This window comes from Xanthomonas hortorum (assembly GCF_024339125.1).
Lineage (GTDB): Bacteria > Pseudomonadota > Gammaproteobacteria > Xanthomonadales > Xanthomonadaceae > Xanthomonas > Xanthomonas hortorum.
In genome coordinates this window covers 2,694,762-2,707,895 of record NZ_CP101417.1, presented here as the reverse complement: position 1 = coordinate 2,707,895, position 13,134 = coordinate 2,694,762, and the positions used below count along the sequence as shown (strand labels likewise).

The 13,134-nt window shown below is 65.5% G+C and carries 10 protein-coding genes; all 10 read right to left on the bottom strand.

Features of this window, described 5'->3' with window-relative positions:
• Positions 1-9: 9 nt before the first annotated feature.
• Positions 10-1,263: a zinc-dependent metalloprotease gene (locus NMB96_RS11565; RefSeq protein WP_023902858.1), complete on the bottom strand. Its 1,254-nt coding sequence runs from the start codon at positions 1,261-1,263 to the stop codon at positions 10-12.
• A gap of 190 nt (positions 1,264-1,453) precedes the next feature.
• On the bottom strand, positions 1,454-2,257 hold the full coding sequence (locus NMB96_RS11560) for a ferritin-like domain-containing protein (RefSeq protein ID WP_043888980.1): 804 nt from the start codon (positions 2,255-2,257) through the stop codon (positions 1,454-1,456).
• 61 nt (positions 2,258-2,318) lie between these two features.
• Complete coding sequence (gene purF / locus NMB96_RS11555) at positions 2,319-3,785, bottom strand: amidophosphoribosyltransferase (RefSeq protein ID WP_006449393.1); 1,467 nt, start codon at positions 3,783-3,785, stop codon at positions 2,319-2,321.
• A 30-nt stretch (positions 3,786-3,815) separates the two neighbouring features.
• On the bottom strand, positions 3,816-4,562 hold the full coding sequence (locus NMB96_RS11550) for a CvpA family protein (protein WP_023902856.1): 747 nt from the start codon (positions 4,560-4,562) through the stop codon (positions 3,816-3,818).
• A 229-nt stretch (positions 4,563-4,791) separates the two neighbouring features.
• Positions 4,792-5,862, bottom strand: coding sequence for an SPOR domain-containing protein (locus tag NMB96_RS11545; protein ID WP_023902855.1), 1,071 nt, complete (start codon positions 5,860-5,862; stop codon positions 4,792-4,794).
• Between the two features lie 59 nt (positions 5,863-5,921).
• Positions 5,922-7,244, bottom strand: a complete 1,323-nt coding sequence (folC, locus tag NMB96_RS11540) for a bifunctional tetrahydrofolate synthase/dihydrofolate synthase (RefSeq protein ID WP_255086905.1) — start codon at positions 7,242-7,244, stop codon at positions 5,922-5,924.
• A gap of 136 nt (positions 7,245-7,380) precedes the next feature.
• On the bottom strand, positions 7,381-7,905 hold the full coding sequence (locus tag NMB96_RS11535) for a hypothetical protein (RefSeq protein ID WP_425520927.1): 525 nt from the start codon (positions 7,903-7,905) through the stop codon (positions 7,381-7,383).
• A 72-nt stretch (positions 7,906-7,977) separates the two neighbouring features.
• On the bottom strand, positions 7,978-8,622 hold the full coding sequence (locus NMB96_RS11530) for a histidine phosphatase family protein (RefSeq protein ID WP_115039917.1): 645 nt from the start codon (positions 8,620-8,622) through the stop codon (positions 7,978-7,980).
• Between the two features lie 91 nt (positions 8,623-8,713).
• Positions 8,714-10,798, bottom strand: a complete 2,085-nt coding sequence (locus NMB96_RS11525; protein WP_255086903.1) for a S46 family peptidase — start codon at positions 10,796-10,798, stop codon at positions 8,714-8,716.
• Between the two features lie 244 nt (positions 10,799-11,042).
• Positions 11,043-13,124 (bottom strand): phosphocholine-specific phospholipase C, encoded by a 2,082-nt coding sequence (locus NMB96_RS11520; protein ID WP_023902850.1) that lies wholly within the window; start codon positions 13,122-13,124, stop codon positions 11,043-11,045.
• Positions 13,125-13,134 lie beyond the last annotated feature (10 nt).

The following is a 13,134-nucleotide window of genomic DNA, read 5'->3' as shown; positions in this document are numbered from 1 at the left end:
ACGTCAACCTCAGCGGAAGCCGGCAATCGTGGCCTTGGTGTTGACCAGCACGCGCTGATTGTCGGCGGTGCTGGCATTGCCCATCGGGATGCCGTTGTAGTTGATGTTGGGGTTGGACCAATAGTTCAGGCGCGGGCAACCGCTGCTGCAGTCGTAGGCCATGATGGTGCGCCAGCTGTTGCCGTAGCGATAGCCGTGACCGTAGGCATACGGCGAGGTACTCGGGTCGTTGGTGGCGTCGTGGCGTGCGCTCTGCAGGTGCCCGATTTCATGCGCAAAGCTGTAGTAGCCGGTGGCGCAATCCCAGTACACCGATGCAAATGCGGTTGCGGCGGTCGACCCAATCCCCGATGCCAGTCCGCAGTAAGTGGCGTTGTTCAACACGATCACGCCCACATCGGCGGTATACGTGTTGCGGCTGGTGTGGATGCTGTCCATGTAACCGTCGTTGGTCACGCGGAAGCGCTGCAGGTCGGTGGTGAAGTTGCCGGTTTCGCTGTAGCTGGTGGTCTCGTAACGCGCCAGCTGCAGGGTGATGCCGACATTGCTGTTGGTGTAGCCCTGGTTGGCTTCGGCCACCGCCAGCTGCACCAGCGCCTGCATGTTGCCGCCGTACGCAGTCACCGCCTGATTGGTGGCGACCACCAGCACGCGAATGGTCGCCGGGCTGCCCGACGACGCGGCCGCTGCGGTGACACGACCGTCGCCGGGCATGTCGAACTTGGGCAGCAGGCTGTATTCGGCCGGATGCTCCTGCGGCATGCGCTGCTCGTCCACCTGCACCAGCACGTGGCGACCATCGGCCAGCGGACGCAGGCGATAGAGTTTGCCGGCGTAGCGAATGGTGCCGGTGACGGTGTCGCCGCTACGGACCAAGATCGCGGAGTTCAGCGGATCCACGCCCGACAGCGTGCGTGCACGCGTGCCAGCGCGCGGGCCCAGGTTGCCGTACCACACGCTATCGCCGCCTTCCAGGGCATCGATCTTGGCCTGGGTGGCGGTGATGGTCTGGCCGTCCAGTTGCAGTTCCAGCAGCTTTTCCGAGGCGGTGACTGCGCCGGCATCGAGCTGGACTACCTGCGCGGTGGCTGTTGACGGTGAGCTCAACACCCGTTGCAGCGAGGGTTCGGTGGTGGCCGTGGCGGCTGCACTGCGGCTCAGCGCAGGACCGGATTGATACAGCGGTTTGCCGGCAGCGGCGGCCGAACCGGCCAGACACATAGCAATCAGACCCACCGTGGTGCACATCGACTTCGACTTCATCGTCTCTCTCTCTCCTTAGACATGGAAGTAACGGATGTGAAACACCGGGCCCCTGCCCCCGGGACGCCATTAAGGCCGGAGTGACAGTACACATTGCAAGTAGTTGCAAAGGAAAATTACAGTTCTGTGATGCTCGCCTGGAATGCATGCGATTCCGGCGGCTGCGCAGAGGGAACCCGCGCACATTTTTTCAGCCAGCCTGCTCCACCAGACTGGCCAACTCATCCTCATCGAAACCGGCAAGCAGCCGCGCTTGGATATTGAATGGTCCATGCAGATAGCCGCCGGCGTATTCGCGCAGCAGCGCCTTGAAACGCGCGCGCGGCTCGATGCCGGCCTGCGCGCAATACCAGCGATACCAGCGCGAGCCGGCCGCTACATGCGCCACTTCTTCGCGCAGGATGGTTTCCAGCACCTGCGCAGTGGCGATATCGCCGAGCGAGCGCAGCTTGACGATCATGGCCGGTGTCACGTCCAGACCACGCGCTTCCAGCACGCGTGGCACCAGGGCCATGCGTGCGAGGCCGTCATGCGCGGTTTTCTCGCACATTTCCCACAGGCCGTTATGCGCGGGGAAATCGCCGTAGTCGTGGTCGTGCGCCTGCAATCGCGCGCGCAGCAGCATGAAGTGACGCGATTCGTCGTCGGCCACCGCTACCCAATCCGCATAGAACGCATCCGGCAACCCGCGGAAGCGATACACCGCATCCCAGGCCAGATCGATGGCGTTGAGTTCGATATGCGCGATGGCGTGGATGAAGGCGGCGCGCCCTTCCGGCGTGCCCAATCCACGCCGTGGCACCTCGCGCGGATGCACCAGCACCGGCGTTGCAGGCCGGCCAGGCATGCAGATCGGCGCGGAGGGCGCGGCCTGCGGCGATGGCAACGACAGCGTGCCGGCGCGGAAGGCGGCCGCATGTCGCTGGGTCAGCGCGACCTTCTCCAGCGGATCGGCCGTTTGCAGGCAGGCGTGTGCGGCCTGCAAGAGATCCATCGTCACGTCAGCGCTCCGTCATTCGCCGGCAGCGCAACTCCACGACGCTGCCGCACCACCATCACGCGCGGCGTTTGCGCTTGGCTTCGTCGGAGCGCAACTGCTGGATCCGCTGGAAATAACCCGGCTCGATCCCGGTGATGTACTCGCCGTTGAAGCACGAGGAATCGAACTGCTTGATATCCGGGTTGCCTTCGCGCACCGCCACTTCCAGGTCTTCCAGATCCTGATAGATCAGCCAGTCGCAGCCGAGGAATTCCTGGATCTCGTGCTCGCTGCGGCCATGCGCAATGAGTTCTTCGGCGGCCGGCATGTCGATGCCGTAGATGTTGGGGTAACGCACCGGCGGTGCGGCCGAGGCCAGATACACCTTGCGCGCACCGGCATCGCGCGCCATCTGCACGATCTGCCGGCTGGTGGTGCCGCGCACGATCGAATCGTCGACCAGCAGCACCACGCGGTTGCGGAATTCCAGGTGGATCGGGTTGAGCTTGCGACGCACCGATTTCTGCCGCTCGCCCTGCCCCGGCATGATGAAGGTGCGGCCCACATAGCGATTCTTGACGAAGCCTTCGCGGTACTTCACCCCGAGCACGTTGGACATCTCCAGCGCCACATCGCGCGAGGTGTCCGGGATCGGAATGATGGTGTCAATATCGTGGTCCGGGCGCAGGCGCAGGATCTTCTCGCCCAGCTTCAGGCCCATGCGCATGCGCGCCTTGTGCACCGAGATGTTGTCGATCATCGAATCGGGACGCGCGAAATACACGTACTCGAAGATGCATGGCGCATGGTCGGTGGGCGCGGCGCAGATTTCCGAAAACAGCTCGCCGCGCGCGGTGATCACCAGCGCTTCGCCGGGGCGCACATCGCGCACGCGCTGATAGCCGAGGATGTCCAGCGCGGCCGATTCGGAGGACACGATGTATTCGGTGCCTTCGGCGTGATCGCGCTTGCCCAGCACCAGCGGACGAATGCCGTGCGGGTCGCGGAACGCCACCAAGCCCAGGCCCAGCACCACGCTGACCACCGCATAGCCGCCCTTGCAGCGACGGTGCACGCCGGCCACCGCGCGTATCGCCGCCTCGGGGGTGAGCATGCGCTGCGCATCCAGCTCGTAGGCGAACACGTTCAACAGCACTTCGCTGTCCGAATCGGTGTTGATGTTGCGGCGGTCGGCCTCGAACACCTGCTGGCGCAAGGCCTCGGTGTTGATCAGGTTGCCGTTGTGCGCCAGCGCGATGCCGTAGGGCGAGTTGACGTAGAACGGCTGCGCCTCGTCCATGCCCTCCGAGCCGGCGGTCGGGTAGCGGCAATGCGCGATGCCGACGCGGCCTTCCAGCACCGCCATCTTCTTTTCGTCGAAGACATCGCGCACCAGGCCATTGGCCTTCTGCACACGCAGGCGCGTGCCATCGGCGGTGGCGATGCCTGCGGCGTCCTGCCCACGATGCTGCAGGACGGTCAGGCCGTCATAAAGCTGCCCGGCGACGTTTTGGTTGCCGACAATACCGACGATGCCACACATGGTGCGCGTTCTCCGCTGCGGCTTGCGCCGTTACTGTGAAGGTGGCCGTGCCTGGCCTTGAGACTCGACCCGAGCCGGGTCGCTTTCTCCGCCGCGAATCTGCGCCGGATCGATATTGGCCGGCATCGCCTGCGTCGGATCGCGTCCGTCGCTGGCGGCTTTACCGGGTTGCCCAAGCGCACGCGTGATGGTGTCGCTCAGACCGGACCCGGACAGCGCCTTGCCCAGATCCGTATTATTGCCTGCCGAGGGCAACTTCCCCAACTCCGTTGGCAAGTTGCCGAGTTCCATCGATGGCATGTCCATCGACGGCATCCGCCAGGCCGGCAGTTGCGCCCGCATCCAGCCCGCACCCGGCGACAGCATCGGCATCAGCACCGATTGCCGCCACGCCGGCTCGCGCGGCAACGGGGTGAAGCTCATCAGCAGCACCAGCACGCTGGCCAGAAAGCCGCCGCGCACCACGCCCAGGCCGAAGCCGAGCATGCGGTCCATCCCGCCGAGCCGCACTGCGTCCACGCCGGCACGGATCACCATGCCGATCACCGCTACGGTGATCAGCACGCCGACGAACACCATCGCGTAGCCGCCGAACGACTCGGTGGCCGACGGATGCTTGCCGTCGGCGATCCAGCGCGCGGCCGAGCCGCCGAACTGGAATGTGGCCCAGCCAGCAAGCAACCACGACAGCGTGCCGACCACGATCGCGACAAAGCCGCGCAGCAAGCCCAACAGGGCCGACACCAGAATGATGACGCCCAGCACCATGTCGATCATTGCCAACTTCTCCGCGCGGCGCACGCGCCGTTGCTGCAACCTGGCTCGGTGTTCATTGCGCTCCCCTCCATGGGTGTGAGGCGGTCGGGAATCTGAAAACCACCGACGACATGTCGTGAGTGGCTGTCAGGCTTGATGCGGACGGCCTGCAGCAGCGCAGTGTACGAAGGGTCGCGCCGATGCAGATGTCTGATACCGGCGACGCACACCCGATGGCGGCGCAGCCGTTTTACGGATGCGGACGCACCATGCCGGAAATGCCGACCTTGGCCGCCACCTGCGCACGCAGCTGTTCGGCATCGCCACGGTTGGCCACCGGGCCGACACGCACGCGGTTGAGCGCGCCCTTGTCGGTGCGGACCTGTTCGACAAAGGCGCTGAAGCCGGCGGCGCGTACGCGGTCGCGCAGGGCATTGGCGTCTTCGGCGCGGCCAAACGCACCTAACTGCACCGCAAAACCGACCGAACTGGCCGCAGGCGCTGCCGGCGCGGTAGGCGCAGCCACGACCGGCTTGGCAGGTTCGGGCTTGGCCGGCTCGGCTTTGGCGACCTCCGGCTTGGCCGGCACAGGCTTGGGCACTTCGGCCGGCTTGGGCGCGGCGGCTACCGGTTTGGCGGGCTCCGGCGGCAGGCTTTCGGTCTTGGTCGGCGCGGTGGTGCTGGCGGCTGCCACACTGCTGCTGGGCTTTGCGGCCGGTGCAGGCGTTGGTGCAGCTGCAGGCGCTGGCGCTGGCGCGGCGGCATTGGTATCCAGCGTCACCACCTGCGCGTTGACGTCGCCGCGCACCTTCACTGCCTGCAGGCGGGCCGATTCGGCCTGGGCCTGATCGACATACGGCCCCACGCGCACGCGCCACGCCGGGCGGCCGTTGATCTGGGTCTTTTCGCTGAAGCCCGGCAGTTGCGCCTGCTTGAGCCGCGCGATCACCGCATCGGCATCGGCACTGGTGGCGTAGGCACCGAAATTCACCGCGTAGTTGCCGGCGGCCACATCAGGGGCCGATGGCGCGCTGGAGGGCTTGGCCAGGTCGGCCGCATCCGGGTTGTCCTGCACCGCTGCCGGCGCCGTGGGGGCACCGCGCATGCCAAGCGCACCGCCGGCCGGCGCATCGCCCGGGGTGACCAGCGGCAATTCGCGGGTTTCGAACTCGCCATTGGCAGGCGCTGCGGGTGCCTCGAGCGGCACATCGGCCACGCCGCTCGACGGCGCAGGGCCCTTGACCAGCATCGGCAGGAAGATCACGGCAAGCGCCACCAGAACGATGGCGCCAATCAATCGCTGTTTCAGAGCAGTATCCACGTAAAGAGACGAGAGGCGGCGTGGCGGGTTGCCGCGGCGATTATAAGGCCGCAGCCGGGCTACCGACCTTGGTGGCCTGAATGAAGTGCGTGCAGCGCGTCGGCGACGGTATGAAACGAGCCGAACACCAGCACGCGATCGCCTGGTTTGGCCGCCGCGAGTACCGCGCGCAGTGCGCTTGCGACGTCACGATGGCACGGCGCCTGCGCCGCGGAGGTGCCCTGCAGGCGTTGCTGCAATGCCTCGGCCGACTGCCCACGTGCGCCTTCCAGCCCGGCCAGCACCCAGTGGTCGATCTGCGTGGCTACCGCCGCCACCACGCCCGGCACGTCCTTGTCTGCCAATGCGGCGTAGATCGCATGCGTGCTGCCTGCGTGCGCTTGCGCGCCGAGTGCGTCGGCCAGCGCGCGCGCCGCCTGCGGGTTGTGGCCGACATCCAGCACCACCTGCACGCCAGCGACATCGATGCGCTGCAGGCGACCGGCCACTTGCGCGTTGGTGATGCCCTGCGCCCAGGCCGCAGGGGGTACCTCGACCGGCAATGCCTGCAGCGCGGCGATTGCGGCGGCGGCGTTGGCCAGTTGCACCGGCGCGTGCAGGGCCGGCATCGGGAGTTCCAGGGTCACTGCGACATCGCGCCAGCGCCAATGCTGCGGGTTGGAATGCTGTGCGTTGGATTGTTGTGCATCGGTTTGCTGCGCGGCGATCGGCTCGAAGAAGTAATCGCTGCCGGCGCGGATTGCATTGGCGCCCAGCTGGTAGGCGCGCCGCAACACGCTCGACGGCGGATCGATTTCGCCCAGCACCACTGGTTTCCAGGCGCGGATGATGCCGGCCTTCTCGGTACCGATCGCCTCGCGGTCTTCGCCCAGCCAATCGGTGTGGTCGATATCCACGGTGGTGATCACCGCCACATCCGAATCGATGATGTTCACCGCATCCAGACGCCCGCCCAGGCCGATTTCCAGCACCGCCAGGTCCAGCGCGGAGCGCTGCAACAGCCACAGCGCTGCGAGCGTGCCGTACTCGAAATACGTCAGTGCGGTCTGGCCGCGCGCCGCTTCGACGGCTGCAAAGGCGTCGACCAGTTGTGCATCGCTGGCCTCGTCTCCATCGATACGCACGCGCTCGTTGTAGCGCAGCAGATGCGGCGAAGTGTAGGTACCCACCTTCCAGCCGGCCGCGCGCCCGATCGCCTCGATAAAGGCCACGGTGGAGCCTTTGCCATTGGTGCCGCCGACGACGATGACGTGGGTGGCCGGCGCTGCGAGCTGCAGACGCGCAGCGACTTCGCGCACGCGCTCCAGGCCCATGGCGATGTTCTGCGGATGCTGTTGCTCGATGTAGGCGAGCCAGTCGGAGAGAGAGTTGGTTGCGTTCACGGCGAGGACTGCGCAGGAAGAACTGCATTATCGCGAATTTCCAGGCCGCGACGTGCTCGGACAAAAGACGACGGCGTGCTCAGGCACATGCACTTGTCGTTGCCAAATCCAATTACCTGTGTCGAGACGTCCTCGCTCACGGGACGTCTTCGATCGCTGCAATCCGCATTCCCAGCACCGAGCGCTGACCGGTCAACACCACGGTCATTTGCTGATCGGGATGCCGACGATACAGCGCCTCACTGATGCACAGATGGCTGGGAAACCGATCTTCCAGCGGCCCGCCACTCAATCGGTATTTGCACGAACGCCCGCTTTGAAAGTACTCAGTCTGCATGACATGCGTTTCTTGAAAACTGACACCGGCGATACGCGTGTACACCCACGGCGCACCTCGGGCCAGCATCAGCCAGCACACGCAGCCCAGCAACGGCGGCGCCACGACGATTGCCAGCAACGTATTGAACAGGCCCTTGCTGACAACTGCCTTAAGTCGCCCGTAGCGGTAGGCATGCAGAAAAGGCAGGGCCGTCAGAATGGCTCCTGTCAGCACCATCGGCGCTACCCATTGCCGACCAGATAAAAAGATGGCGGGGATGAAATCGCCGAAGACTCCCAGCACCAGCAGGCCTAAGAGTCCGAGTACCAGTGCCAGCTTGATGGGCTGTGTACGCTTGGAGGTTGCTCCACTGTTGCGCGCCACCGAACTGCTTACCTCCTTCCAATCGAAGCCTTACAACGCCCGATGCTTGGCTTCACCGAAAAATGGCGTGTGATGCGCGCAATCGTTCAGGCGCACCACTTCCAGGTGATCCACGTCCTCCCCTTCGAGCAGGTTGAGCGTGGTCGGTGCCTGGCGGAAGGTCCATAGCTTGGACAACGGCAGGCCCAGAATCTTGCACAGGATCACGCGATTGACTGCATCGTGCGCCACCACCAGCAAGGTGTCGTCGGCGCCCAGGCCATCGGCGGCGCGTACCAGCCCGCGCCAGCTGCGGTCCAGTACCTGACGCAAGGATTCGCCGCCAGGCATCAGCACGGTGTCGGGTTCTTCGCGCCAGGCACGCAAGCGCGCCGGATCCTTGTCGTTGATCTCGCTGGCCAGCAAGCCTTCCCATTCGCCATGTGCGATTTCCTGCAGGTCCGCATCGGTCTGCAGCAAGCTCTCGCGTGCACTGCCCAGCGCCAGCTTCGCAGTGGCCTGCGCACGCGACAGCGGCGATGCCACCGCGCGGGTGATCTCCAGCGACTGCAGGCGCGCACCAAGGGCAGCGGCCTGGCCTTCGCCGACCGGCGACAGCGGGATATCGATCTGGCCCTGGTAACGGCCTTCGGCGTTCCACGGCGTCTCGCCGTGACGAGCAAGCAGGATGCGCATGCGCGAGAGATTCCTTGGGGGAGGGTCCGGCTCGCCGCAGCGAAACGGGAGCGCATCATAACCCCTCCCGCCCTCGTGCCGGCCGGCCGCCTCAGCGCACGCCGAGTTCCTTCAACAGCTGCGGCGCCGGGGCGACTTCGGTCATGACCCAGCGCAGATACCGGCTATCCACGGCGATCATCCGGGTCATGGACGGATCGAAGATCCAGTTGCTGCTCACCGACTCCCAGTTCCCATCGAACGCCAGCCCGACCAGCTTGCCGTGGGCGTCCATCACCGGCGAACCGGAGTTGCCGCCGGTGATGTCCAGATCCGACAGGAAGTTGACCGGCACCGAGCCCAGCCGCTTGTCCTCGAGCCCGGCATAGCGCTTGGCCTTGACCGCCTCCAGCAACGCCTTGGGCGAATCGAACGGATCGGCGCCGGTGTCCTTGGCGGCCACACCTTCCAGAGTGGTGAATGGGGTATAGGCCACGCCATCCGTGGGGGTGTAACCCTTGACGTTGCCGAAGGTGATGCGCAGCGACAGGTTGGCGTCCGGATACACCGACTCGCCCTTGCTCTTTTTGTAATCGGCCAGGGCCTGCAAATACACCGGCCGCGCCTTGAGCTGCTCGCCGGTGTGCAGCTTGGTTTCGCGCTCGATCTGCAACAGCGCCGGAGTCACCGCCACGGCATATTGGATCGCCGGATCGGTACTAGCCTCGAAAGCAGCACGATCGGCGGCCAGCCACTTCAGGCGGGCCTCGGTGCTGCCCAACGTGGTGGCATCGAGCTTGCCCAACGCGGCCTGCACGGCGGCCGCATCGCCGCCGCCCAGCCATTGGTCCAGTGCGGCAATGCGCTGGTTGGCGGGCAGCTTCAGATACTGGCTGAGCCAGTACTGCTGGAGCTGCCGATCCATGGCCGGCACGTAGCGGCGCTCCATCTGCTTCATCGTCCCTTCGATGGCCGGCAGGTCGCGGTCCTGGTACCCGGATTCGCGCTCGGCATTGGGCTTGGCGCGTTCCAGCGCCAGCCGGTATAGCGTCACTGCCGCCCCCACCGTGCCGGTGGCGTCGAACTGCCGCAGCACGAAGTCGCGCTGCTGGGTGGCCTGGTCGCTTTTGAGCAGTTTGACCAGGGTGTCGTGCGCCGCGAGCGCCTGGCGCCCGCCTGCGCCACGCCCCTTCAGCCAGGCCAGTACCGCGGCTTCGTCGGCCTGCTTCTGCGCCTGCGCCCCGATGCGCTTGAAGCCTTCCAGTTGCCCATCGTAGTTCTTGGCGGCGTTATTGAGGCCGGCCACGGTGCTAGCGTATTTCACCTGGATGTCGGGATTCTGCTTGCCGGCCTGTTCGATCAGAGCGATCACGTCTTTGTAATGTCTGCCCACCACCGGATAGGTCCAGCCGGCGGTGTTGTCGAATTCGGCGGCCAGCGCGTAACGATTGGTACGGCCCGGGTAACCGGCCACCATCACGAAGTCGCCTGCGCCCAGCGGCTGATCGGCGAACTTCAGATAGTGCTTGGGCTGGTACGGCACGTTGTCCTTGGCATAGGCGGCCGGCTTGCCGTCCTTGCCCACGTAGGCGCGGTAGAACGAAAAATCGCCGGTGTGGCGCGGCCACATCCAGTTGTCGATATCGCCACCGAACTTGCCCACGCTGCCTGGCGGCGCATAGGCCAAACGTACGTCCTTGATCTCCAGATTCTTGAACAGCCGGTAGGCATTTCCGCCAGCAAAGCTGAAGAACTGGCAGCGGTAACCGGGCTGCGCCTCGCAGGCGGCGATCTGCTGCTTGCTGAAATCCTCCAGGGCCAGCGTGCGCTTGAGCGGATCATCGCCGGCTGTCGCCATCGCGGCCTTGGCAGGCGCGGTCACGTCGGTGATGGCATTGAGCACGTAGATGCGCGCAGTGGGGCCTGCGCTCAGTTCGTCGGCAGGTCTGGCGGCGCTGAAACCGTCCTTGATCAAATTCTTTTGCGCTGTGGAATTGAGCTGGATCGCGCCATAAGCACAATGGTGATTGGTCACCACCAGGCCCTGCGGCGACACGAAGCTGGCAGTGCAGCCGCCCAGTGCGACCACCGCGCCCATCGGATCGCCGGTCAGGTCGGCCAGTTGCTGCGGCGACAGGCGCAAGCCGGCCTGCTGCAGCGGGCCGGCGATGTCGGGCAGTTGCTGCGGAACCCACATCCCCTCGCCTGCCTGTGCGGATGCCGCGAGCGCGAGTGTTGTCAACATAGAAACGGCAAACAGGTTCGGACGCATCGCACAGCCCCGGAAAGGTGAGCGTTACAGTGTAACCCTCACATCCGCAGCGGACCCCATGACCAACGGCAGGGTCCGCGCCCTGATCCAGCGCTCCTGCCGGTGTGCTCGCTGCGCGCCGCCCCGCCTGGCCGGGCAGGCGTCGCTCCAGCCATGGCCGGGCGCCGGCTCAGGCGCGACCGAACGCCGGGTCGCTGCGGCTGGGCTTGCCGGTTTCCAGATGCCCGGCCAGACGCCGGCGGAATGCCCCACCGGGCTGCTCCACGACAACGTCATACCAGTGATCGCTTGCTGCCAACGGCAAGCGGATGGTTTGCCGTTGGCCTGCGGCCAGCTGCACGGCGCGCGGGGTCGGGTCTGCGTAATCCAGCGCGCGCAGTTGCAGCGTGCACGGTTGGCGCCCGGCATTGCCGAGTTCCAGCACCAGCATTTCGCCGTCCTGCCTGGCTTCCAGCCACGGCGCTGCAGATTGCGTCACAGCGGCGGCAAGTTCGCCCGCGAACTCGCGCAGGAATCCATTCGGCCCATGCACGCTCAAGGCATAGGCACCGTTGTGTGCAGCGCCAAGCGGTACATCGTCGAGCTGCGTGCCGGGCAGCACGGTGTAGTACCACGGGCCGCCACTTGCAGCGCTGGTGTAGACGTTGAATGCCGCAGCAGCCGCGCCGCTGTTGACGAACTGCAGTTGCACACCGTCTTCGTTTTGCACACGCGCATGCACCTGCAAGGCGTACGGCAACGCGCGCGCCGGACGTTGTCCCGGCTCCTGTCGCGGCATGCGCGCGGTGGTCGGCGGTACCGGCAGCGGTTTTCCGCTCACCGCGGCGGTGCGTGCGCGATAGTCGCCAATCGCCGGCAACGCGCTCAACGCCGAATCGTCCGGCTTGCGGAAATCGAACACGCTGGTCAGATCGCCGCTCACCGCACGCCGCCACGGGCTGATGTTGGGCTCGGCCACGCCGAAACGGCGCTCCAGCAAGCGCAGTACCGAGGTGTGATCGAACACCTGCGAATTGACCCAGCCGCCGCGCGTCCACGGCGAGATCACCAGCATCGGCACACGGATGCCAAGACCGATCGGCAGCCCCTCGTAGACTTCGCCACGCGTGTCGACATTGCTGCGCCCCATGTGCGCATCCAGCGCCGGCAATGGCGCGGGCACATGATCGAAGAAACCGTCGTTCTCGTCGTAATTGATGATCAGCGCAGTCTTCGCCCAGACCTGCGGATTGGCGGTGAGCGCATCGATCAGGCGCGCCACCAGCGATTCGCCGTAGGCCGGCGGTGCTTCCGGATGTTCGCAATAGGCGGTGGGCGGAACGACCCACGACACCTGCGGCAAACGATTGGCCTGCACATCGGCGGCAATCGCGGCGACCAGATGATCGGCCTGCGTGGTGGCGGCATTTTCCGCAGTGGAACCGGGCACGCACGCACGCGCGCGCCGATAGCGTTCGTCGCCGGGCTGCAGATCGCGATAGTGCGAAAAATACGCCAGCGAGTTGCAGCCGAAGTTGTCGTATTCCTGATACACGCGCCAATCCACACCCGCGGCCTGCAGACGCTGCGCATAGGTGGTCCAGTCCATAGCCGCGTAACCGGGTTTGTCGCGCGCCATGTCGGCGGTCCAGTTGCCGTCGTCGGCATTGGTCACCGCTTGCGCACCGACATTGCCCACGCTGGGGCCGCTGGTGCCGGTGAACAGATACATGCGATTGGGGTTGGTCGGCCCGTGCAGCGAACAGAAATAGCCGTCGCAAATGGTGAACGCATCGGCGAGCGCGTGGTAGTACGGAATGTCGTGACGCTGGAAATACCCCATCGTCAGTTCGCCCTTGTACGGCACCCACGCGTCGTACTCGGCCCAGCGCGCCGGGTCCTGCCCGTGGCCGGCTTTCCAGGAGTGATCCAGGCTCTTGATCAACGGCGCGGAGGTGTTTTGTGAATCGAAGGCGAACGGCAACAAACGACGACCGTCCTTTGCCGGCTGGCTCCATACCGGATGCCCATCGCGCAACTGCAGCGGGCGCGGATCGCCGAAACCGCGTACGCCGCGCAGCGCACCGAAGTAATGATCGAACGAGCGATTTTCCTGCATCAGGATCACCACGTGTTCGATGTCGCGCAGCGTGCCGGTACGCGAGTTGGCCGGCAGCGCGAGTGCGCGGCCGATCGAAGACGGCAAGGCGCCGGCGGCGGTCAGCGCGGCAACGCGCTTGAGGAAATCACGGCGCGAGGGGGAAGACGTCATGGATGCGAAA